Annotated in this window: 20 protein-coding genes and 1 pseudogene; 9 read left to right on the top strand and 12 right to left on the bottom strand. The window is 74.0% G+C overall.

The window, feature by feature from the left end; translation table 11 throughout:
- Nucleotides 1–187: 187 nt before the first annotated feature.
- Nucleotides 188–919: a VIT1/CCC1 transporter family protein gene (locus tag ACFY1T_RS07705; RefSeq protein WP_030871585.1), complete on the bottom strand. Its 732-nt coding sequence runs from the start codon at nucleotides 917–919 to the stop codon at nucleotides 188–190.
- 280 nt (nucleotides 920–1,199) lie between these two features.
- Between ACFY1T_RS07705 and ACFY1T_RS07700 the strand changes: the two genes are divergently transcribed.
- The 7 genes from ACFY1T_RS07700 to ACFY1T_RS07670 are packed head-to-tail and all read left to right on the top strand — an operon-like array spanning nucleotide 1,200 to nucleotide 8,962.
- Nucleotides 1,200–2,186 (top strand): ADP-ribosylglycohydrolase family protein, encoded by a 987-nt coding sequence (locus tag ACFY1T_RS07700; protein ID WP_390787386.1) that lies wholly within the window; start codon nucleotides 1,200–1,202, stop codon nucleotides 2,184–2,186.
- Nucleotides 2,183–3,445: an ADP-ribosylglycohydrolase family protein gene (locus ACFY1T_RS07695; protein ID WP_390787385.1), complete on the top strand. Its 1,263-nt coding sequence runs from the start codon at nucleotides 2,183–2,185 to the stop codon at nucleotides 3,443–3,445. Before ACFY1T_RS07700 ends, ACFY1T_RS07695 begins: the two co-directional genes overlap by 4 nt.
- Nucleotides 3,446–3,452: 7 nt before the next feature.
- Nucleotides 3,453–4,598 (top strand): ADP-ribosylglycohydrolase family protein, encoded by a 1,146-nt coding sequence (locus tag ACFY1T_RS07690; protein WP_390787384.1) that lies wholly within the window; start codon nucleotides 3,453–3,455, stop codon nucleotides 4,596–4,598.
- A gap of 14 nt (nucleotides 4,599–4,612) precedes the next feature.
- Nucleotides 4,613–6,037, top strand: a complete 1,425-nt coding sequence (locus ACFY1T_RS07685) for an ADP-ribosylglycohydrolase family protein (protein ID WP_390787383.1) — start codon at nucleotides 4,613–4,615, stop codon at nucleotides 6,035–6,037.
- Nucleotides 6,034–6,951, top strand: a complete 918-nt coding sequence (gene rbsK / locus ACFY1T_RS07680) for a ribokinase (RefSeq protein WP_390787382.1) — start codon at nucleotides 6,034–6,036, stop codon at nucleotides 6,949–6,951. Before ACFY1T_RS07685 ends, rbsK begins: the two co-directional genes overlap by 4 nt.
- Complete coding sequence (locus tag ACFY1T_RS07675; protein WP_390787381.1) at nucleotides 6,948–8,144, top strand: CaiB/BaiF CoA transferase family protein; 1,197 nt, start codon at nucleotides 6,948–6,950, stop codon at nucleotides 8,142–8,144. The genes rbsK and ACFY1T_RS07675 overlap by 4 nt, the downstream gene beginning before the upstream one ends.
- On the top strand, nucleotides 8,141–8,962 hold the full coding sequence (locus ACFY1T_RS07670; RefSeq protein WP_390787380.1) for an HpcH/HpaI aldolase/citrate lyase family protein: 822 nt from the start codon (nucleotides 8,141–8,143) through the stop codon (nucleotides 8,960–8,962). The genes ACFY1T_RS07675 and ACFY1T_RS07670 overlap by 4 nt, the downstream gene beginning before the upstream one ends.
- A 72-nt stretch (nucleotides 8,963–9,034) precedes the next feature.
- On the opposite strand, the gene lgt is transcribed toward ACFY1T_RS07670, so the two are convergent.
- The 11 genes and pseudogenes from lgt to hisI form a co-directional block, all read right to left on the bottom strand.
- Nucleotides 9,035–10,099 (bottom strand): prolipoprotein diacylglyceryl transferase, encoded by a 1,065-nt coding sequence (gene lgt / locus ACFY1T_RS07665; RefSeq protein ID WP_390787379.1) that lies wholly within the window; start codon nucleotides 10,097–10,099, stop codon nucleotides 9,035–9,037.
- A 298-nt stretch (nucleotides 10,100–10,397) separates the two neighbouring features.
- Nucleotides 10,398–11,189, bottom strand: a pseudogene (locus ACFY1T_RS07660) (thioredoxin domain-containing protein); the annotation flags it as partial.
- Nucleotides 11,190–11,315: 126 nt separating this feature from the next.
- Complete coding sequence (gene trpA, locus ACFY1T_RS07655) at nucleotides 11,316–12,143, bottom strand: tryptophan synthase subunit alpha (RefSeq protein WP_390787378.1); 828 nt, start codon at nucleotides 12,141–12,143, stop codon at nucleotides 11,316–11,318.
- The gene (trpB, locus tag ACFY1T_RS07650; protein ID WP_037847559.1) at nucleotides 12,140–13,384 is read right to left on the bottom strand and encodes a tryptophan synthase subunit beta; all 1,245 of its coding nucleotides are present in this window, start codon (nucleotides 13,382–13,384) and stop codon (nucleotides 12,140–12,142) included. The genes trpA and trpB overlap by 4 nt, the downstream gene beginning before the upstream one ends.
- Before the next feature lie 227 nt (nucleotides 13,385–13,611).
- A complete protein-coding gene (gene trpM, locus ACFY1T_RS07645; protein WP_390787377.1) occupies nucleotides 13,612–13,836 on the bottom strand; it encodes a tryptophan biosynthesis modulator TrpM in 225 nt (74 codons plus the stop codon).
- Nucleotides 13,837–13,843: 7 nt separating this feature from the next.
- Nucleotides 13,844–14,653 (bottom strand): indole-3-glycerol phosphate synthase TrpC, encoded by an 810-nt coding sequence (gene trpC, locus ACFY1T_RS07640; RefSeq protein WP_030871559.1) that lies wholly within the window; start codon nucleotides 14,651–14,653, stop codon nucleotides 13,844–13,846.
- Between the two features lie 172 nt (nucleotides 14,654–14,825).
- Nucleotides 14,826–15,317: a DUF2752 domain-containing protein gene (locus ACFY1T_RS07635; RefSeq protein ID WP_390787376.1), complete on the bottom strand. Its 492-nt coding sequence runs from the start codon at nucleotides 15,315–15,317 to the stop codon at nucleotides 14,826–14,828.
- 67 nt (nucleotides 15,318–15,384) lie between these two features.
- Nucleotides 15,385–15,636, bottom strand: a complete 252-nt coding sequence (locus tag ACFY1T_RS07630) for an HGxxPAAW family protein (protein ID WP_037847556.1) — start codon at nucleotides 15,634–15,636, stop codon at nucleotides 15,385–15,387.
- A 115-nt stretch (nucleotides 15,637–15,751) separates the two neighbouring features.
- Nucleotides 15,752–16,399 carry a TIGR02234 family membrane protein gene (locus ACFY1T_RS07625; RefSeq protein ID WP_390787375.1) on the bottom strand — a complete coding sequence of 216 codons (648 nt, stop codon included), beginning with the start codon at nucleotides 16,397–16,399 and terminating at the stop codon, nucleotides 15,752–15,754.
- Nucleotides 16,400–16,421: 22 nt separating this feature from the next.
- Complete coding sequence (locus tag ACFY1T_RS07620; protein ID WP_390787374.1) at nucleotides 16,422–17,912, bottom strand: anthranilate synthase component I; 1,491 nt, start codon at nucleotides 17,910–17,912, stop codon at nucleotides 16,422–16,424.
- A 19-nt stretch (nucleotides 17,913–17,931) separates the two neighbouring features.
- Nucleotides 17,932–18,294 carry a phosphoribosyl-AMP cyclohydrolase gene (gene hisI, locus ACFY1T_RS07615; protein WP_053786912.1) on the bottom strand — a complete coding sequence of 121 codons (363 nt, stop codon included), beginning with the start codon at nucleotides 18,292–18,294 and terminating at the stop codon, nucleotides 17,932–17,934.
- An 84-nt stretch (nucleotides 18,295–18,378) separates the two neighbouring features.
- Between hisI and ACFY1T_RS07610 the strand changes: the two genes are divergently transcribed.
- Both ACFY1T_RS07610 and ACFY1T_RS07605 read left to right on the top strand, forming a co-directional pair.
- Nucleotides 18,379–19,011 (top strand): TIGR03085 family metal-binding protein, encoded by a 633-nt coding sequence (locus ACFY1T_RS07610; RefSeq protein ID WP_390787373.1) that lies wholly within the window; start codon nucleotides 18,379–18,381, stop codon nucleotides 19,009–19,011.
- Nucleotides 19,012–19,178: 167 nt separating this feature from the next.
- Complete coding sequence (locus tag ACFY1T_RS07605) at nucleotides 19,179–19,643, top strand: hypothetical protein (RefSeq protein WP_390787372.1); 465 nt, start codon at nucleotides 19,179–19,181, stop codon at nucleotides 19,641–19,643.
- Nucleotides 19,644–19,709 lie beyond the last annotated feature (66 nt).

The raw sequence follows: 19,709 nt of genomic DNA, 5'->3' as shown, positions 1-19,709 counted from the left end.
GAAGCGGATATGGCGTTTCACCATGCGGACACTGCGCGAAGCAGAAAATGGAGACTTCCGCAGCGGGGCGGGCATCGTTGCCCGGCGCGCGGCGCCCTCGTCTGATGCCCGGCGGACACGGGATCGAAACCGCCGAGTAACGGACTACTTATGCTGCGGGCTGCATAGTGTCTCACTGCTTTCGCGGTCAGCCTACGGCTCCGCCGATCCAGGTTCCCAGGACGTACGTCACACCCGCGGCCGCGCCGCCCAGCAGCAGCTGCCGCAGACCGCTGTACCACCAGCTCCGCGCGGTGACCCGGGAGACGACCGCACCGCAGGCGAAGAGCCCCGCCAGGGCGAGCAGCACCGCCGGCCACAGGGACGCAGCACCGAGCAGGTACGGCAGTACGGGCAGCAGCGCGCCCAGCGCGAAGGAGCCGAAGGAGGAGACCGCGGCGACCATCGGCGACGGCAGGTCGTCCGGGTCGATCCCGAGCTCCTCGCGGGCGTGGATCTCCAGCGCCTGCTCGGGGTCGCGGGACAGCTGCATGGCGACCTCGCGGGCGAGCGACGGCTCGACCCCGCGCGAGACGTACAGCTCGGCCAGCTCCTCCATCTCGTCGACGGGGTGCTTTCGCAACTGCGTCCGCTCTATGTCAAGTTCGGCGAGGACCAGCTCGCGCTGCGAGGCGACGGAGGTGTACTCGCCGGCCGCCATCGAGAAGGCTCCGGCCGCCAGGCCCGCCAGCCCGGTGATCACGATGGTCTGCGGCGCGACGGCGCCGCCGGCGACACCGGTCATCAGCGCGAGGTTGGAGACCAGCCCGTCCATCGCCCCGAACACGGCCGGCCGCAGCCATCCGCCGTTGACGTCGCGGTGGGTGTGGTTGTCGCGGTGCGCGGTGTGCAGCGGCGCTTCGATGTCGATGATGGACATGATGGATTCCTCCCCTTTTGTACGAGCGGGTACGCGGAACCACGCCCTGCGCGACACGCAGGGACCCACTCCCCCGGAACACCTCGAAACTACGCACGATTTCTGCCGCCCGCCAGCAAGGAAGGCCGTACTTACCTGGGGTTTCGGGGGTCGGCGACCGGGTGACGGGGGCGCGGGCGGGGTGTTTCGCGACAAGCGACAAACCACATGACATGGCACAAATCCCCCAAGGGCTCATGATGAGCCCCATCCACAGTGGGAGAGGCGCGCCATGGAGCCGATGAAGCTGATTGCATGCAATCCGCAGGTCCTCCTCGAACGGGCCAGGGGCGCTCTTCTGGGCCTCGCGACGGGTGACGCGCTCGGCGCCCCCGCCGAGAACATGAAGCCCTCGGAGATCCGGGCGAAATGGGGCCGCATCGAAGGCTTCGTCTCGGACGACCCGGCGGGCACCGACGACACCGAGTACGCGATCTTCTCGGGGCTGCTGCTGGCCCGCCACGGGTCCGCGCTGACCGTCTCCCACGTCGAGCGGGCCTGGCACCACTGGATCGCCGACCTCGACGAGGGACCGTTCCGCGGGGCGGGCTTCAGCGAACGCGGCACGCTGGAGAACCTCCGCCGGGGCCTCGCCGCCCCCATCTCCGCCCAGCACCGGCACGCCTGGTCGGACGGGCTGGCGATGCGGGCGGCCCCCTTCGGGGTCTTCGCGGCCGGCCGCCCGGCGGAAGCGGCGCGGCTCGTCGCCATCGACGGCTCGGTCAGCCACGACGGCGAGGGCATCTACGGCGGCCAGGCGGTCGCGGCCGGCGTCGCGGCGGCCATGGCGGGCGGCTCGCCCGCCTCCGTCGTCTCGGCGGCCCTGTCCGTCATCCCGTCCGACTCCTGGACGGCCCGCTCCCTGCGCCGGGCGGTGACGGCGGCACCCCGCGGCGAACGGGCCGTGCGCTCCGCCGTGGTGATCGGCGGCTACCCCTGGACCGACCTGGCCCCGGAGGCGGTCGGCCTGGCCTTCGGCGCCTTCGCCGCCTGCGGCGGGGACTTCACCTCCTCCGTCCTGACGGCGGTGAACATGGGCCGGGACGCGGACACCACGGCGGCGGTGGCCGGCGCCCTGTCCGGCGCGCTGTCGGGCGTCGCCGCGATCCCGGAGCAGTGGGCCAAGGCCATCGGCCCGGTCCGCGGCAGCTGCCTCCCCTCCATGCGCGGCCACCACGTCCTGGACATCGCGGACCTCCTCACCCCGGAATCCGAGACCGCCCGATGACGCCCCCCGCCGTCCCCCCGAACCCGCCGCTGGTCGACGCCGCGCCGGGCGCGCAGGTGCGTACGGCCCCCGCGGAGGCCGCGCAGGCCCTCGTCCCCCGGATCCTCGCGGCCGCCGCGGAGCCGGCCCGGCCCCCCGCCGGGGTCCGGCGGATCGAGGGAGTGCTGCTCGGGCTCGCCGCGGGCGACGCCGCCGGATGGCCCGCGGCCCGGCACCGCGCCAGCCGGATGCCCGAGTGGACCCGCCGTCTGACCCGCGAGCTCGACACCTTCGCCGAGCACAACCAGACCACCACCCTCCCCGTCCCGATCGCCCTCAACCAGCCCCCGGAGCCCCTGCGCCTCGGCCCCTCCGACGACGCCGAATGGGCCGCCTTCGCCGCCGAATCCGTACTCACGGCGGCCGGCGTGCTCCTCAGCGACCTCAGCCGGTCCCGGCGCATGCGGGCCGCCATCGACCTCGCCTGGAACGCGCTGGCCAGCGAGATCGCCGCGGCCGCGGAGCGCGCCCCCGAGGTGGAGTCCGCGGTCCTGCCCCTGCGCGCCCGGATCTCCGTCCGGGCCGGCCTCGGCAACCTCGCCGCGGGCCTGCGCCCGCCCGCCACCGGCCACGACAACCCGCACTACTTCGACGACGCCGCCTGCGTGCGCGCCTGCGTCCTCGCCGTCGTCCACCCCGGCGACCCGGCCGCCGCCGCCGACCTCGCCGAGTTCGACGCCCGCTACACCCAGGACGGCGACGGGGTCCACGGCGCCCGCGCCATGGCCGCCGCCATCGCGGCCGCCCTCGCCGGCGCCGACACCGACACCGCCGTCGACGCCGCCCTCGGCCAGCTCCCCGAGGCCACCGAGATCGGCCGCAACGCCCGCCACGCCGTCAAGCTCGCCCGCGTCCACACCGAGGGCGGGGCCTTCGCCATCGTCCCCACCCTCGAACACGAGATCGTGGACCACGTCTACAGCTACGGCATCGCCGCCGCCGAGACCGTCCCCGTCGCCCTGGCCCTCGCCACCGCCGCCCGCGGCCGGGCCGCCGAGGCCGTGCCGGCCGCCGCCTGCCTGTCCCGCGTCGCGGACTCCGCCCCCGCCCTCGCCGGCGCGCTCACCGGCGCCCTCGGCGGCGGCGACTCGATCCCCACCGCCTGGCGCGAGGCCTGCCGCACCCTCTCCGGCTGCGCCCTCCCCCGCCTCGCCGGAACCGATCTCGTCGAACTCGCCGCGCTGCTCGCTCGTACGGAACTCACCTCACCCAAGGGATGATTCGGACATGACGCTCACTCTCGAAGACCGGGCGGCCGGCTGCCTCGTCGGGGCCGCCGTCGGCGACGCGCTCGGCGGCCCGGTGGAGGGCTGGTCCCCGGACCAGATCGTGGAACGGCACGGCGGCCGCGTGCACGGCGTCGTCGGCCCGTGGCACGGGGACTGGCGTACGGCCCGCCCCATCGCGCCGTACCACAAGGGCGACGGCCACGTCACCGACGACACCCTCATGACGCACGCGCTCGTACGGGTCTACGAGGCCGTACGGGACCACCTGGACGCGTACGCGGTCGCCGAGCACCTGGTCCCGGACCTCATGACGAACCCGCGCTGGATCCCCGAACTGGAGGCGGAGGCCCTGCCCTTGCAGCGGATCTTCCTCGCGGAGAAGTGGATCGTGAGCCGCCTGCACTACGGCCACGTCGACCCGCGCGAGGCCGGCAGCGGCAACATCGTCAACTGCGGGGCGGCGATGTACATGGCGCCGGTCGGCATCGTCAACGCGGGGAATCCGGCGGGGGCGTACGCGGAGGCCCTGGACATCGCCGGGGCGCACCAGTCCTCGTACGGGCGGGAGGCGGCGGGCGTCTTCGCGGCGGCGGTGGCGGCGGCCTGCGTGCCGGGGGCGACGGCCTCGTCGGTGGTGGACACGGCCCTAGCGCTGGCCAAGGACGGCACGCGGGAGGCGATCGCGGCGGTGTGCGAAACGGCCGCGCGCCACCGGGACTTCGAGTCGGCCCTGGCCCCGCTGCGCGCGGCGGTGGCCCCGTACGACTCGGTCGGCCCGGACTACCGCGCCCCCTCCCTCGGCGCCCGCCGCCCCTCCCGCCTCCACGCGATCGAGGAACTGCCGATCGCGCTCGGCATGCTGGTCGTCGCCGACGGGGTGTACGAGGGCTCGGTGCTCGGGGCCGTCAACTACGGCCGGGACTGCGACTCCACCGCCACGATGGCGGGGGCGATCGCCGGAGCCCTGGCGGGCGTCGGTGCGGTCCCGCCGGCCTGGGCCAAGGAGGTCGCCGAGGCCAGCCGCCTCGACCTGCACGCCCCTGCGACGGCACTGGCGGCGGTGGCCCGCGAGGTCTTCACCCGGGACCGGGACCGCCGCCGGGCCCACGAATCGGCCTTCGCCGCGATCGCCGCCCCCCGGTGAGCCCGGCCCCGCCGATGAGCCGCGCCACCGTGAGCCCCGCCCCGCGGGACCCCGCCCCGGCGAGCCCCGCCCCGGCCGTCCGGCTGACCTGGGTCCAGCCGGAGGACCTGGTCGGACACGAGCTGCGGCAGGCCGCCGAGGACGGGCGGGACGCCGGGCCGCTGCTGCGCGCCTGGCGCGCGGCGGGCGGGCCCGCGGCCCCCGACCGGGCCGGCGCCTCCGCCGTCCCGGCCCCGCCCGAGCTGCGGGCCCTGGCCTCCCGCCTCCTGACCGAACTCGCCGAGCTGCCCTCCCCGTTGGCCGCCGACGAGCCGAGCGCCTGGCCGGCCGTCACCGCCGGCTGGCCCGCGCCGGGGACGGCCCGCTCCGGCTCCGCCCCGGGTGCGCCGGAGCTGACGGTCCGGCTGGAGCGGGCCTGGGTGGGGCGGGCCGTGGGGTGCCTGCTCGGCAAGCCCGTCGAGAAGCTGCCGCTGCACGCGATCCGGGCGCTGGGCCGGGCCTGCGGGAACTGGCCCCTGTCGGACTGGTTCACCGAACGCGGCGTGCCCGCGGAGCTCCTGGCCGCCCACCCCTGGAACCGGCGTTCCGCCGCCACCTCCCTCGCTGAGAACATCGACGGCATGCCCGAGGACGACGATCTGAACCATCCCCTCCTGGGGCTCCGACTGCTCCAGCGCCACGGCAAGCGCTTCACCACCGCCGACCTCGGCCGGCTCTGGCTCGACGAGCTGCCCGCGGGCCGCACCTTCACCGCCGAGCGCCTCGCCTACCGCAACCTCCTCCAAGGGCTGGAGCCCCCGGCCACCGCCACCCACCACAACCCCTTCCGCGAGTGGATCGGCGCCCTCATCCGGGCCGACGTCCACGGCTGGACCAACCCGGGCGACCCGGCCGCCGCCGCGGCCCAGGCGTACCGGGACGCCACCTTGACCCACACCGGAAACGGCCTCTACGCGGCCCTCTTCGCCGCCGCCGCCCTCGCCGAGGCCGCCGGCGGCCGGTCCGACGTCCACACCGCGCTCCGGGCGGGGCTGGCCGTCGTGCCGCCCCGCTCGCGCCTCGCCGGGGCCGTCCGCCACGCCGTCGACACGGCCGGGCGGCACGCCGACTTCGACCGTGTCGTCGACGAACTCCACGAGCGGTACGGCCACTACCACTGGGTCCACGCCGTACCCAACACCGCCCTCGTCGCCGCCGCCCTCACCCACGCCGACGGGGACTTCACCCGCTCCGTCTGCCGTGCCGTGTCCGGCGGCTGGGACACCGACTCCAACGGAGCCACCGCCGGCTCACTCGCCGCGCTCGTCGACCCGGACGGCGTCCCGCACCGCTGGTCCGCCCCCCTCAAGAACCGTCTCGCCACCACCGTCCCCGGCTTCGACGGCATCGGCTTCGACACCCTCGCCCAGCTCACCGCACAGGAGGCAGCCCGCCCATGACGGCCATCGCCGTGCTCGGCAGTACCAACATGGACCTCGTCGCCTACGTCCCCAAGGCCCCCCGCCTCGGGGAGACCGTCACCGGCCGCGAGTTCCGCACCGTCCCCGGCGGCAAGGGCGCCAACCAGGCCGTCGCCGCCGCCCGCAGCGGCGGGGAGGTGGTGATGATCGGCGCGGTCGGCGCCGACGGGTTCGGCGTACGGCTGCGCTCCGCGCTCACCGCGGCCGGGGTCGAGACGGCGGCCCTGCGCACCGTCGAGGGCGCCAGCGGCACCGCCCACATCACCGTCGACGACGAGGGCGGCAACAGCATCATCGTCATCCCCGGCGCCAACGCCCGCGTCACCGGTCTGGAGGCGGGCGACGACTCCCGCATCGGCGCCGCCGACTCTCTCCTGCTCCAGCTCGAACTCCCGCTGTCCGCCGTCCTCGCCGGGGCGCTCGCCGCCCGCGCCCACGGCGTCCGTACGGTCCTCACCCCGGCGCCCGCCCAGCCGCTGCCCGGGGAGCTCCTCGCCGCCACCGACCTGCTCATCCCCAACGAGCACGAGGCGGCCGCCCTGACCGGGCTCACCGACCCGTACCAGGCCGCCGAGGCCCTGCTCCACCAGGTGCCCGAGGTCGTCATCACCCTCGGCGCGGCCGGGTCCCTGTACGCGGCCCGCGGACGGGAGCCGCTGACCGTGCCCGCGCCCCGGGTCCGGGCCGTGGACACCACCGCCGCCGGGGACACCTTCGTCGGGGCACTCGCGGTGGCCCTCGGGGAGGGCCGCGCCATGCCGGAGGCGCTGCGCTGGGCCTCGGCCGCGGCCGCGCTCTCCGTCCAGCGCGCGGGGGCCCAGGACTCGATGCCGGACCGCGCCACGACGGACGCCTTCGCCGCGGCCGGCGCCCTGCCCGGAGCCTGCGCGTGAACCCCGGCCAGGGGCCGCTGCAGGGCGTGCGCGTGCTGGACCTCGCCACCCTCTTCGCCGGCCCCCTCGCCGCCACCCTGCTCGGCGACTTCGGCGCCGACGTGGTCAAGGTCGAGCACCCGGTGCGCCCGGACCCCTCGCGCGGCCACGGACCCGCCAAGGACGGCATCGGGCTGTGGTGGAAGCTCCTCGGCCGGAACAAGCGGACGATGACCCTCGACCTCTCCACCCCCGGCGGGCGCGACACCCTGCTGCGGCTGGCCGCCACCGCCGACGTGGTCATCGAGAACTTCCGCCCGGGCACCCTGGAGAAGTGGGGCCTGGGCTGGCCCGAGCTGTCCGCCGCCAACCCGCGGCTGGTCCTGGCCCGCGTCACGGCCTTCGGCCAGCAGGGCCCGTACGCCCACCGCCCCGGCTTCGGCACCCTGGCGGAGGCGATGAGCGGCTTCGCCTCGATCACCGGGGAGCCCGACGGGCCGCCCACCCTGCCGCCCTTCGGCCTCGCCGACTCGATCGCCGCGCTGACCACCGCGTACGCCGTGATGACCGCGCTCGCAGGGCTGAAGCGCACCGGCCGGGGGCAGGTGGTGGACCTGGCCATCATCGAGCCGATCCTCACCGTGCTGGGCCCGCACCCGCTCTGGTACGACCAGCTCGGCTACGTCCAGCCGCGCACCGGCAACCGCTCCGCCAACAACGCACCGCGGGGCACCTACCGCAGCGCCGACGGCCGCTGGCTGGCCGTCTCCACCTCCGCCCAGTCCATCGCGGAACGCGTCGTGCGGCTCGTCGGCCGGCCCGAGCTGATCACCGAGCCCTGGTTCGCGACCGGCTCCGGCCGGGCCGCCCACGCGGCCCTGCTCGACGAGGCGGTCGGCGGCTGGATCGGCCGGCACAAGGCCGACGACGTGGTCGCCGCGTTCGAGGAGGCCGAGGCCGCCGTGGCGCTCGTCTACGACGTACGGGACGTCATGGCCGATCCGCAGTTCGCGGCCCTGGACACCGTCACCGAGGTGGAGGACCCCGAACTCGGCCCCCTGCGGATGCAGAACGTCCTGTTCCGGCTGTCCGAGACCCCCGGGGCGATCCGCTGGACGGGGCGCCCGCACGGCGCGGACACCGACGCCGTACTCACCGAACTCGGCCTGTCCGGCGCCGAGATCACCGCACTGCGGATGGAGGGGGCCCTGTGATCCTGACCTGGCTCTACGTACCCGGCGACCGCCCCGAGGTGGTCGCCAAGGCGCTGCACTCGGGGGCCGACGCCGTCATCCTCGACCTGGAGGACGCGGTGTCGGCCTCCCGCAAGGAGTACGCCCGCGCCGCCACCGCGGAACGGCTGGCGGAGCGGCCTCCGGTCCCGGTGTTCGTACGGGTCAACGCCCTGGACTCCCCCTGGGCCGGCGCCGACCTCACCGCCCTGACCGGGCTGCGCGGCCTGGCGGGACTGCGGCTGCCGAAGATCACGGCCCCGGAGCAGATCGCCGCGGTCGCCGACCGCACCGGCGGGGTGGCCCTCCACGCCATGCTGGAGTCGGCGCTGGCCGTGGAGCGCGCGTACGAGATCGCCCGCGCGCACCCCGCCCTGCGCGGGCTCTCGCTCGGCGAGGCCGACCTCGGGGCCGATCTGGGCATCAGCGCGGAGGCGGGGCTGGACTGGCCCCGCTCGCGGGTGGTGGTCGCGGCCCGGGCGGCGGGGCTGGCCCCGCCCGCGCAGTCGGTGTTCCCCGACATCCGGGACCTGGAGGCGCTGGCCGTCTCCTGCGCGCGCGGCCGGGCCCTGGGGTTCCTGGGCCGGGCGGCGATCCACCCGCGCCAGCTGCCGGTGATCGAGCGGGCCTACCTGCCCGGGCCCGCCGAGGTCACGGCCGCCGAGGAGATCGTCGCGGCCGCCCGCCGCACCCCGGGGGCGGTGGCCCTGCCGGACGGCCGCTTCGTCGACCCGGCGGTGCTGGCGGGCGCGGAACGGGTCGTCGCCCTCGCCCGGCGGGAGTCCCCCGTCCTGTCCTGACCCCGGACGCGGAACGGGAGGGGCGCCGCGCGGTGTGCGCGGCGCCCCTCCCGTTCGGCCCGGAGGATCCGGTCAGAGCTTCTTGGCGGTCTTCGGAGCCTCGGCGTCCGCCGTGACGGCGTCCTCGGTCCCGCCGTCGGAAGCGGCCTCGGCAGCGGCCGTGGCGCCGGTCTCCGACCGGGATGCCCCGTCCTCGGGCGCCTTCGCCCCGGCGGCGGCGTCCTTCGCCCCGTCCTCGGCCGCGTCCTTGGCCTCGCCCTTGGCCTCGCCCTTGGCCCCGTCGTCCGCCGCGTCCTTGGTCGCGGGGTCCGATGCCGCGGGCCCGCGGTCCGGCTCGACGACCTCCTCGCGGCCCGGGCGCAGCTTCGCCGACAGCACGAGGTAGACCACGGCCAGGATGAAGACCACGATCGAGGTCCACACGTTCAGCCGGACGCCGAGGATGTGGTGCGCCTCGTCGACGCGCATGTACTCGATCCAGCCGCGGCCCACGCAGTACGCGGCGACGTACAGGGCGAACGCCCGGCCGTGGCCGAGCTTGAAGCGGCGGTCGGCCCAGATCACGAGCGCGGCGACGCCGAGGCACCACAGCGACTCGTAGAGGAACGTCGGGTGGTAGGTGCCGGCGATCCGGTTCGGGCCGTCGCTGATCTCGACGGCCCAGGGCAGGTCGGTGGCCCGCCCGTACAGCTCCTGGTTGAACCAGTTGCCCCAGCGGCCGCAGGCCTGGGCGAGCGCGATGCCGGGGGCCAGGGCGTCGGCCCAGGCCGGCAGCGGGATCCCGCGCAGGCGGCAGCCGATCCAGGCGCCCACCGCGCCCAGCGCGATCGCGCCCCAGATGCCGAGGCCGCCCTCCCAGATCTTGAAGGCGTCGACCCAGTTGCGGCCCTCGCCGAAGTACAGCTGGTAGTCGGTGATCACGTGGTAGAGGCGACCGCCGACCAGGCCGAACGGCACCGCCCACACGGCGATGTCCGCGACGGTTCCCGGCTTTCCGCCGCGCGCGATCCACCGCTTGTTGCCGAGCCAGACGGCGACGAAGACGCCGATGATGATGCAGAACGCGTAGCCGCGCAGCGGGATCGGTCCGAGATGGATCACGCCGGTCGACGGGCTGGGGATATAGGCAAGGTTCATGGCAGAGCCGACGCTACCCTGCCGGGCGGTACGGACCGCAACCCGCCCGGCAACCTGGCGCCAAATCGAGACGGGCGGATCAGTCCTCGCCGGCCCCCTTCGCGTCGCCGGCCGAGCCGGTCCGCGAGCCCGTCCCGCCGGACGAGGACTTCGCCACGGCGGAGGAAGAGGCGGACGGCGAGGAGGAGCCCCCGCTCTTCGACCCCTTCGCGGAGCCGCTCGGCGAGGCGGAGCGCGAGGCCGAGGGCGAGGACGATGCGGACGGGGACGGCGAAGCCGAGGCGTTCGCGCCCCCGCTGCCCTTCGCGGCGGCCTCCACCTGCTCCTTGAGCTTCTGCGGGGTCACCGGATTGGCCTGGTCGGCGAAGATGTCCTTGCCGTTCAGCAGCACGCTCGGGGTGCCCCGGAACTTTCCGGCGCGGAAGGCCTCGTAGGACTTGTCGACCCAGCTCTTGTGCGTCCCGTCCTCGACGCACTTGCGGAATTCGGGGGTGACCAGCCCGTCCACCTTGCCCGCCAGCTCCAGCAGCTTCGCGTTGTTCCCGTACGCGTCGTCCGTCTCCTGCGGCTGGTTCTCGAACAGGACGTCGTGGTACGCGGGGAACTTCCCGGCGTCCTGCGCGCAGGCGGCGGCGTTGGCGCCCTTCAGCGAGCCGCTGCCCCCCATGTTCCCGTCGATCAGGGTGACCAGGTGGTAGTCGACCTTGAGCAGGCCCTTGGCCTCCAGCTCGTGGATCGTGTCCCGGTAGTTGGTCTCGAAGGCCTTGCACGCCGGGCAGCGGAAGTCCTCCCACACCGTCAGCGTGGACTTGGCCTCGGGCTTGCCGGCCTGGATGGCGAGCGCGTCCTTGCCCGTGGCCCCCGAGGGGGCGGTCACCGGGCCCGCGGACCCCGACTTGTCGCCCTTGCCGGTGTTGGCCGCGATCAGGCCGACGACGGCCGCCAGGCCCAGGACGCCGACCACGGCCGACGCCACGACGAGGGTCCGCCGCCGCTTCTCCCTCTTCTTCTCGCGCTCGCGCTCCACCTGGAGCCGCTCGCGGGCCGATCGTTTCGCTTCGCGGTTCGCACCGTCGTTCTTCTCGCTCACGTTCGGCCAAACGAAGCGGGGAGGCACTCGCGTGCCTCCCCGCTCCCACTTCCACCCGATCGGGCTACAGAACCCGCTCACGGGTTCGCGGCGCCGATCGAACGCCCGGGTCCGCCGGCGGGCTCGTCAGCCCCTGCGGACGCCTTCCGCGAGCTCGCCCGCCAGGGCCCGTACGGCCTCGAGCCCGGCCGGCAGGTCCGGCGCGTCCAGCAGCAGCTTCACGAAGGCCGAGCCGACGATCACCCCGTCGGCGAAGCCCGCGACCTCCTTGGCCTGCGCCGCGTTCGAGACGCCGAGGCCCACGCAGACAGGGAGCCCACGGCGGGCACCAGCGGTGGTGCGGGTACGGCGGACCAGCTCCTGGGCCTCGTTGCCGACCGACTCGCGGGTACCGGTGACACCCATCAGCGAGGCGGCGTAGACGAATCCGGAACCGGCGGCGGTGATGGTCGCAAGGCGCTCGTCCTTGCTGCTCGGCGCGACGACGAAGACGGTCGCCAGACCGTGCTTGTCGGCGTGCTCGCGCCACAGCGCGGACTCCTGGACCGGCAGGTCGGGCAGGATGCAGCCCGCGCCGCCCGCAGCGGCCAGCTCGGCGGCGAACCGCTCCACGCCGTAGCGGTCGATCGGGTTCCAGTACGTCATCACCAGCACCGGCGCCCCGGTCGCCGCGTGCGCCTCGCGCACGGTGCGCAGCACGTCGGCGATCTTGACTCCGCCGCGCAGGGCGATGTCGTCGGCGGTCTGGATGATCGCGCCGTCCAGGACCGGGTCGCTGTGCGGGAGGCCGACCTCGACCACGTCCGCGCCGCCCGCGATGACGGCCTTGACGGCCTCGATCCCGCCGTCGACGGTCGGGAACCCGGCCGGGAGGTAGGCGACGAGGGCCGCGCGGTCCTCGGACTTGGCCTTCGCGAGGGTGTCGCTCAGCAGCTGGATGTTCCCGGTGCTCACTTGGTCTCCCCCTCGCCGTCGTACAGCCCGAAGTAGCGGGCCGCCGTGTCCATGTCCTTGTCGCCGCGGCCGGACAGGTTGACCACGATCAGCCCGTCCTTGCCGAGCTCCTTGCCCAGGTCGAGGGCGCCCGCGAGCGCGTGCGCCGACTCGATCGCCGGGATGATGCCCTCCGTGCGGGAGAGCAGGCGCAGGGCCTGCATGGCGGCGTCGTCGGTGACCGCGCGGTACTCGCCGCGGCCGCTGTCCTTGAGGTAGGAGTGCTCCGGACCGATGCCCGGGTAGTCCAGGCCGGCCGAGATCGAGTACGGCTCGGTGATCTGGCCCTCCTCGTCCTGGAGGACGTAGCTGCGGGAGCCGTGCAGGATCCCCGGTTCGCCCGCGGTCAGCGTGGCCGCGTGCTCGCCCGTCTCCACGCCGTGCCCGGCGGGCTCGAAGCCGACCAGGCGGACCCCGGTGTCCGGGATGAAGGCGTGGAAGAGGCCGATGGCGTTCGAGCCGCCGCCGACACAGGCGGCGACGGCGTCGGGCAGCCGGCCGGCGCGCTCCAGGATCTGGCGGCGGGCCTCGACGCCGATGACCCGGTGGAAGTCGCGGACCATGGCCGGGAAGGGGTGCGGGCCGGCGACCGTGCCGAAGAGGTAGTGGGTGCGGTCCACGTTGGCGACCCAGTCGCGGAACGCCTCGTTGATGGCGTCCTTGAGGGTCCGGGAGCCGGACTTCACGGCGATGACCTCGGCGCCCAGCATCCGCATGCGGGCCACGTTCAGGGCCTGGCGCTGGGTGTCGATCTCGCCCATGTAGACGGTGCACTCGAGGCCGAAGAGGGCGCAGGCGGTGGCGGTGGCCACGCCGTGCTGGCCGGCTCCGGTCTCGGCGATGACGCGGGTCTTGCCCATGCGCTTGGTGAGCAGCGCCTGGCCCAGCACGTTGTTGATCTTGTGCGAGCCGGTGTGGTTGAGGTCCTCGCGCTTGAGGAAGATCCGGGCGCCGCCGGCGTGCTCGGCGAACCGGGGCACCTCGGTGAGGGCGCTGGGCCGGCCGGTGTAGTTGACCATGAGGTCGTTGAGCTCGGCCGCGAAGGCCGGGTCGCCCTTGGCCTTCTCGTACTCGACGGCGACCTCGTCCACGGCGGCGACGAGCGCCTCCGGGATGAACTTGCCGCCGAAGTCGCCGAAGTAGCCCTCGGCGTTGGGGACGTGCCCCTCCGGGTCCGGAATGAAGAACGAGTTGCTGGACATGGCCAGTACTCCTACGGGTGCGATGGGATGGGTGCACCGTATTGCGCCGCGGGCCCGCCGCACGCGCACCCCGCTGCGGGGGTGGGGACGCGTACGGGCGCAGCGGCCCGTGCCCGGGGCCGGCGGCCCGGGGCGACGGACCGTAAGCGAGCACCGCGCGGGGCGGTACGCCGGCACCGTGGAGACGAAACGGTGGCGTCAGGCGTACCGGACCGGGGCGGTCCTCGTTACAGCGCGCCTGCGGTGCGCCATCGCATGCCGTTGACCTGACCGGGCTCGGAGCCGATCACGTACCGCACCCGCCGCCCGTGCACGCGCCGGGCCGGGGCGCGGCAGCCGCGGGGGCGGCAGCCGCGCGCCAGGGGCGCGTACGCCGTCGGCACGCCGAGCGGGCCGCGGCGAGCTGCCTGCGGCACGTGCGGCGTGCGGACGGAGGGGCGGTCGGGAGCCATGGGACGGTCAGCTCCGGCCGTGGCGCAGGGCGGGGTGGGCGCCGGCGGCGACGAGGTCGGCCACGGCCGCCTTCGGGTCGCGTCCGGTGACCAGGGACTCCCCGACGAGGACGGCGTCGGCGCCCTCGTTGGCGTAGGCGATCAGGTCGTGCGGCCCGCGGATGCCGGACTCGGCAACCTTGACGATGTGGGCCGGGATCTCGCCGACGACGCGCTCGAAGGTGGAGCGGTCGACCTTGAGGTCCTTGAGGTTGCGGGCGTTGACGCCGATGATCTTGGCGCCGGCCGCAACCGCGCGCTCGACCTCGTCCTCGTCGTGGACCTCGACGAGCGGGGTGAGGCCGATGGACTCGGCCCGCTCGATCAGGGAGACGAGGGCCTCCTGCTCCAGGGCCGCGACGATCAGCAGCACGAGGTCGGCGCCGTAGGCGCGGGCCTCCCACAGCTGGTACGCCGTGACGATGAAGTCCTTGCGCAGGATCGGGATGTCCACGCGTGCGCGGACGGCCTCCAGGTCGGCCAGCGAGCCACCGAAACGGCGCTGCTCGGTGAGGACGGAGATGACCGCCGCACCGCCCGCCTCGTAGTCGGCGGCCAGTCCGGCCGGATCGGCGATGGCGGCCAGCGCGCCCTTGGAGGGGCTGGAGCGCTTGACCTCGCAGATCACCTTGACGCTGTCGCCGCGCAGGGCAGCGACGCCGTCCTTGGCCTGGGGCGCCTTGGCGGCACGCTCCTTGAGCTCGTCGAGGCTCACGCGGGCCTGCCGTTCGGCAAGGTCTTCGCGGACCCCTTCGATGATCTCGTCGAGCACACTCACGCGAGCGGCCCCCTTCCGGGTCGATGACGGTCGGCCGCCTTGCAGACACGTACAACTGCAAGGTCAGCAATCAAATGGTATCCGCAGGAGGCCTTGCCCTCCGCACGCGGTTGACGGCGTCCCATGGAATGGACATTCGGAATCGGGGATTCATAAGGGAATCTCCCGGTCCTCACGGGGCCAGCGCGGTCCCGAAGGGCAGGTTTCGGACCACCACGAAGACCAGCGCCAGTACACCGATGATCCACCAGTGCGGCCGCCGCAGGGAAAAACGCGGGGTCGGACCGCCGCGACCGGCGCGAACCAGCCACAGGATCATGAACCCGGCGAAGACGAAGTAGCCGGCGACGGCCAGGGCATTTGCTCCCAAAGCGGTGATCAGGTCACCGTGGGCGAACGCGTGCGCACTGCGCAGACCGCCGCATCCGGGGCAGAGGATTCCGGTCAGCCGGAATAGCGGGCAGACCGGATAGTGGCCGGGTTCATTGGGATCCACGGTGCCCACGTACGCAAACGCCAGACCCGCCGCGGCCAGCGTCAGCCCCGGCGGGGCAAGCCTCCGCAGGCGGCTCCGCGGCGGCGCGGGCGGCACGGGCGGCAGGGGGGCGGTCGGCACGGCGTAGGGGCTGTGAGGGGCGTCCACGCGCTGATTCTCTCCGCTCATGACAAAAGGCGCAGCCCAGCGGGGCCGCGCCTTTCGAAACCGTTCACCGGAACCGGCACCCGGCCGGTCAGACCTTGGCGGTGGCCTTGTTCGAGGCGATGACCACGGCCAGGTCCTGGTGGGCGGGCTTCGGCATGCCCATGCCCGCGGCCTTCATCGCCAGACCGACCACACCGCCGAGCGCGACCACGACGAGACCGGCCCAGAACCCGAGCGGGTTGGCGAGCACCATGAAGGCGCCGGAGATGCAGAAACCGATGAAGGCGATGATGACACCGGTCCAGGCGGCCGGGGTGTGTCCGTGGCTAGTGCCCGCCATGAGTTGCTCCTCGTTTGCTCTGTCGCAGGGTGTTCAGAAGACGCCGGGTGTTCGGAAAACACGGCTTGTGTCGAATGCTCGGTGCTCATTGTCCCGCACCGGACGGGATGCGTGGTCAGCGGGTGGGGTCCTCGCCGCGGTCCAGGGCCTTCCACAGGTCCTCGGGCCGGTCGGGGTCCACCGCCGCCGCCTTGCGGGGCCGGGGGCTGCCGTCCCGCTCGTAGCGGCCGCCCATCGCCGGCCAGCCGCTGCCGAACCGCAGCGCCAGCAGTCCGGCGACCAGGATCAGGGCCGCGCCGGCGGCCGTGACGTACGGCCAGGCCGTGTGGGTCAGCGCCCCCACCTGCGCCGCCGTGTCCGCCGTCGTACGGGCGGCCTGCGCGTCCAGGGCCTGTCGGTCGTCGGCGGCCAATACGGCGGCCAGGGCCGCGCCCAGGCCGCTCAGCGCGAGCAGCCCGGAGACCAGGAGCCGGCTCCTGCCGCGTACGGCGAACACGGCCACCAGGGCCGCGAGGCCCACGATGGCCAGGGCCGCCGGCAGTCCGGTGACGGCCCGCCCGTCCGCGGTGAGCGGCAGCGAGCCGCCCCCGACGGCGGCGGTGCCCCGGGCCCAGACGCGGCCGGAGGCGAGCAGGACGACGGAGGCGCCGAGCGCGCCGAGCAGCAGGGCGACGGCCACGCTTCGGCGGCCGGCTCGACCCTCCGGGGCCTGCGGGGCGTCGGAGGCGTCGGCGTCGGTTCGGGGTGGGGGTACGGCACTCACGTACCCACTATCCCCTACCGGGTCACGAGCCGTTCAGCCGGTTCGCCGCTCCCACCGCGCGCAGCACGGCGGCGGCCTTGTTGCGGCACTCCAGGTCCTCCAGCTCGGGCACCGAATCCGCGACGACTCCCGCGCCCGCCTGGACGTACGCCGTGCCGTCGCGCAGCAGCGCGGTGCGGATGGCGATGGCCGTGTCGGAGTCGCCGGCGAAGTCGAGGTAGCCGACGCAGCCGCCGTAGAGACCGCGCCGGGTGGGCTCCAGCTCCTCGATGATCTGCATGGCGCGCGGCTTGGGCGCACCCGAGAGGGTGCCCGCCGGGAAGCAGGCGGTCAGCACGTCGAAGGCGGTCCGGCCCTGGGCGACCCGGCCGGTGACGGTGGAGACGATGTGCATGACGTGCGAGTACCGCTCGATCGACATGAAGTCGACCACCTCGACCGATCCCGGTTCGCAGACCCGGCCCAGGTCGTTGCGGCCCAGGTCGACGAGCATCAGGTGCTCGGCGCGCTCCTTGGGGTCGGCCAGCAGCTCCTCGGCGAGCTCGTGGTCCTCCTGCGGGGTGGCCCCGCGGTGGCGGGTTCCGGCGATCGGGTGGACCATGGCCCGCCCGTCCTCGACCTTGACCAGGGCCTCGGGGCTGGACCCGACGACGTCGAAGCCGTTCTCGAAGCGGAACAGGTACATGTACGGAGACGGGTTGGTGGCCCGCAGCACCCGGTAGACGTCCAGCGCCGAGGCGGCGCAAGGGGTCTCGAACCGCTGCGAGGGCACCACCTGGAAGGCCTCGCCGGCCCGGATCCGCTCCTTGATGTCCTCGACGGCCTCCTGGTACTTCTCGCCGCCCCACAGCGCCGAGAACTCCGGCAGCTCGGAGGCGGGCAGCGGGGTGGGCGTGTACGGGGCGGGCCGGGCGAGGTCGGCCTCCATCGCGTCGAGCCGGGCCACCGCGTCCGCGTACGCCTCGTCCACGCCGGTGTCGAGGTCGTTGTGGTTGATGGCGTTGGCGATGAGCTGGACCGTGCCGTCCCAGTGGTCCATGACGGCCAGGTCTGAGGTGAGCAGCATGGTCAGCTCGGGCAGCTCCAGGTCGTCGGCGGTCTGCTCGCCGATGCGCTCCAGGCGGCGCACGATGTCGTAGCCGAGGTAGCCGACCATGCCGCCGGTGAAGGGCGGCATCCCGGCGGCGAGGTCGCGGGGCGTGTGCAGGGTCTGGACGGTGGCGCGCAGGGCCTCGAGCGGGTCCCCGTCGGTGGGGACGCCGACGGGCGGGGTCCCGATCCAGTGCGCGCGGCCGCCCCGGACGGTCAGCGTGGAGGCGCTGCGGACGCCGACGAAGGAGTAGCGGGACCAGGAGCGGCCGTTCTCGGCGGACTCCAGGAGGAAGGTGCCCGGGCGTTCGGCGGCCAGCTTGCGGTAGAGCCCGACGGGGGTGTCACCGTCGGCCAGCAGCTTGCGGCTCACGGGGATGACGCGGCGGTCCGCCGCGAGCTTGCGGAACGTCTCAAGATCCATGGGGTGGGACCCTACCTACCTATTCGGCCAGCGGAAGGACATCGGCGTCGAAGCACGTACGGGCGCCCGTGTGGCAGGCGGCGCCGACCTGGTCGACCTTGACGAGGAGGGTGTCGGCGTCGCAGTCGAGGGCGACGGACTTCACGTGCTGGAAGTGGCCGGACGTGTCCCCCTTCACCCAGTACTCCTGGCGGCTGCGGGACCAGTAGGTGCAGCGGCCGGTGGTCAGGGTGCGGTGCAAGGCCTCGTCGTCCATCCAGCCGAGCATGAGCACCTCACCGGTGTCGTACTGCTGGGCGATGGCCGGGACCAGGCCGTCCGCGGAGCGCTTGAGGCGGGCGGCGATGGCGGGATCGAGGGAGGACGTACTCATGGGGGCCATTGTGCCGCGCCCGGACGGCCGTGAAGGATCACCGTCCGCCTGATGGGCGGGCAAAGCACGGCCCGCGGTCGTAGGGTGGCCCCCATGTCTACCCATGCGAAGCGCGAACGCCTGCTGCTGGCGGACCTGTTGGAGTCGGTGGGGCCGCAGGCGCCGACGCTGTGCGACGGCTGGCGGGCCCGGGAACTGGCCGCGCACGTGGTGGTCCGGGAGCGCCGCCCGGACGCCGCGGGCGGCCTGCTGCTGAACGTGCTGAAGGACCGGCTGGACAAGGCGATGGCCGAGTACACGGCCAAGCCGTACGAGGAACTGATCCAGCTGATCCGGACCGGCCCGCCGAAGATGTCCCTCTACTCGGTGAAGCAGATCGACGAGGCGGCCAACGCGGTGGAGTTCTACGTCCACGCCGAGGACGTGCGGCGCGCCCAGCCGGACTGGTCGCCCCGCGCGCTGGACCCGGTGTTCTCGGACGCCCTGTGGTCCCGGCTGGAGAAGCTGGCGCGGCTGACGGGCCGGCGCTCGCCGGTGGGCCTGGTGCTGCGCCGCCCGAACGGCCAGACGGCGGTGGCGCACAAGGGCACCCCGGTGGTGACGGTCACCGGCGAGCCGGGCGAACTGACCCTCTTCTGCTTCGGCCGCCAGGACGCGGCCGCGGTGGAGCTGGACGGCCCGAAGGAGGCCGTCGCCAAGCTGACGGCGGCCAGGCTCGGCATCTGAGGCACGGGGGCTCCGGGGCGGACACCGCGGGGCGCCGGTTCCGCCGGGCCGGTGAAACCGGCATGGCGCCCCGGGGGGAAAGGTTTCCGCACCCCACCCGATCCCTACGCTCCGTCACGGATGCCGACCGGTTCGGTGTCGTCACCGTGGAAGGAACGGAAACCCCCATGCGTCTTCGCACCACTGCAGCCGCGCTCGCCGGAGCCCTCGCACTGGTCCTGCCCGCCGGAGCCCAGGCGTTCGCCGACGAGGGCAAGGCCCTCGACTACGTGTACGTGGACCAGCAGAACGCCGAGAAGAACGCCCAGATCAAGGATGTCGGCGCGGACCAGTGCCACGCGCTGCCGTCCGCCTCGTCGAAGGTCCTCGAGGCCGTGAACAGGACCGACTCGGAGGCCCTGCTGTTCGAGGACGCGGAGTGCAACGGCGAGCCGGTCGCCACCCTCCAGCCGGGCGACAAGGCAGGCGACTTCCACGCCGCCGCGGTGGTCTTCCGCAAGGTGGGCGAGCAGGAGCAGGCGGACAAGCAGGAGGCGGACCAGCAGAGCCCGGACAAGCAGCAGGCCGACAAGCAGGAGAAGCCGCAGATGCCGGAGCAGGACGACTCCGACGCGTTCGACGACTTCCGCTAGGTCCTCTCCCGGCAGCCGCCGCCCGGCCGGGGAGCGGGGGTGACTCCCCCGCGTCGTCCCGGCCGG

The sequence above is a fragment of the Streptomyces sp. NPDC001194 genome, from assembly GCF_042896985.1.
Taxonomy (GTDB): domain Bacteria; phylum Actinomycetota; class Actinomycetes; order Streptomycetales; family Streptomycetaceae; genus Streptomyces.
The sequence above is the reverse complement of the archived record's forward strand: the minus strand, read 5'-3'. Positions and strand labels throughout refer to the sequence as shown.

What these genes read in the sequence shown, in the direction of transcription:
- ACFY1T_RS07705 (WP_030871585.1), bottom strand. Translation starts at nt 919, where the DNA reads ATGTCCATCATCGACATCGAAGCGCCGCTGCACACCGCGCACCGCGAC.
- ACFY1T_RS07700 (WP_390787386.1), top strand. Translation starts at nt 1,200, where the DNA reads ATGAAGCTGATTGCATGCAATCCGCAGGTCCTCCTCGAACGGGCCAGG.
- ACFY1T_RS07695 (WP_390787385.1), top strand. Translation starts at nt 2,183, where the DNA reads ATGACGCCCCCCGCCGTCCCCCCGAACCCGCCGCTGGTCGACGCCGCG.
- ACFY1T_RS07690 (WP_390787384.1), top strand. Translation starts at nt 3,453, where the DNA reads ATGACGCTCACTCTCGAAGACCGGGCGGCCGGCTGCCTCGTCGGGGCC.
- ACFY1T_RS07685 (WP_390787383.1), top strand. Translation starts at nt 4,613, where the DNA reads ATGAGCCGCGCCACCGTGAGCCCCGCCCCGCGGGACCCCGCCCCGGCG.
- rbsK (WP_390787382.1), top strand. Translation starts at nt 6,034, where the DNA reads ATGACGGCCATCGCCGTGCTCGGCAGTACCAACATGGACCTCGTCGCC.
- lgt (WP_390787379.1), bottom strand. Translation starts at nt 10,099, where the DNA reads ATGAACCTTGCCTATATCCCCAGCCCGTCGACCGGCGTGATCCATCTC.
- trpB (WP_037847559.1), bottom strand. Translation starts at nt 13,384, where the DNA reads ATGTCCAGCAACTCGTTCTTCATTCCGGACCCGGAGGGGCACGTCCCC.
- trpM (WP_390787377.1), bottom strand. Translation starts at nt 13,836, where the DNA reads ATGGCTCCCGACCGCCCCTCCGTCCGCACGCCGCACGTGCCGCAGGCA.
- ACFY1T_RS07635 (WP_390787376.1), bottom strand. Translation starts at nt 15,317, where the DNA reads ATGAGCGGAGAGAATCAGCGCGTGGACGCCCCTCACAGCCCCTACGCC.
- ACFY1T_RS07630 (WP_037847556.1), bottom strand. Translation starts at nt 15,636, where the DNA reads ATGGCGGGCACTAGCCACGGACACACCCCGGCCGCCTGGACCGGTGTC.
- ACFY1T_RS07620 (WP_390787374.1), bottom strand. Translation starts at nt 17,912, where the DNA reads ATGGATCTTGAGACGTTCCGCAAGCTCGCGGCGGACCGCCGCGTCATC.
- hisI (WP_053786912.1), bottom strand. Translation starts at nt 18,294, where the DNA reads ATGGCCCCCATGAGTACGTCCTCCCTCGATCCCGCCATCGCCGCCCGC.
- ACFY1T_RS07610 (WP_390787373.1), top strand. Translation starts at nt 18,379, where the DNA reads ATGTCTACCCATGCGAAGCGCGAACGCCTGCTGCTGGCGGACCTGTTG.
- ACFY1T_RS07605 (WP_390787372.1), top strand. Translation starts at nt 19,179, where the DNA reads ATGCGTCTTCGCACCACTGCAGCCGCGCTCGCCGGAGCCCTCGCACTG.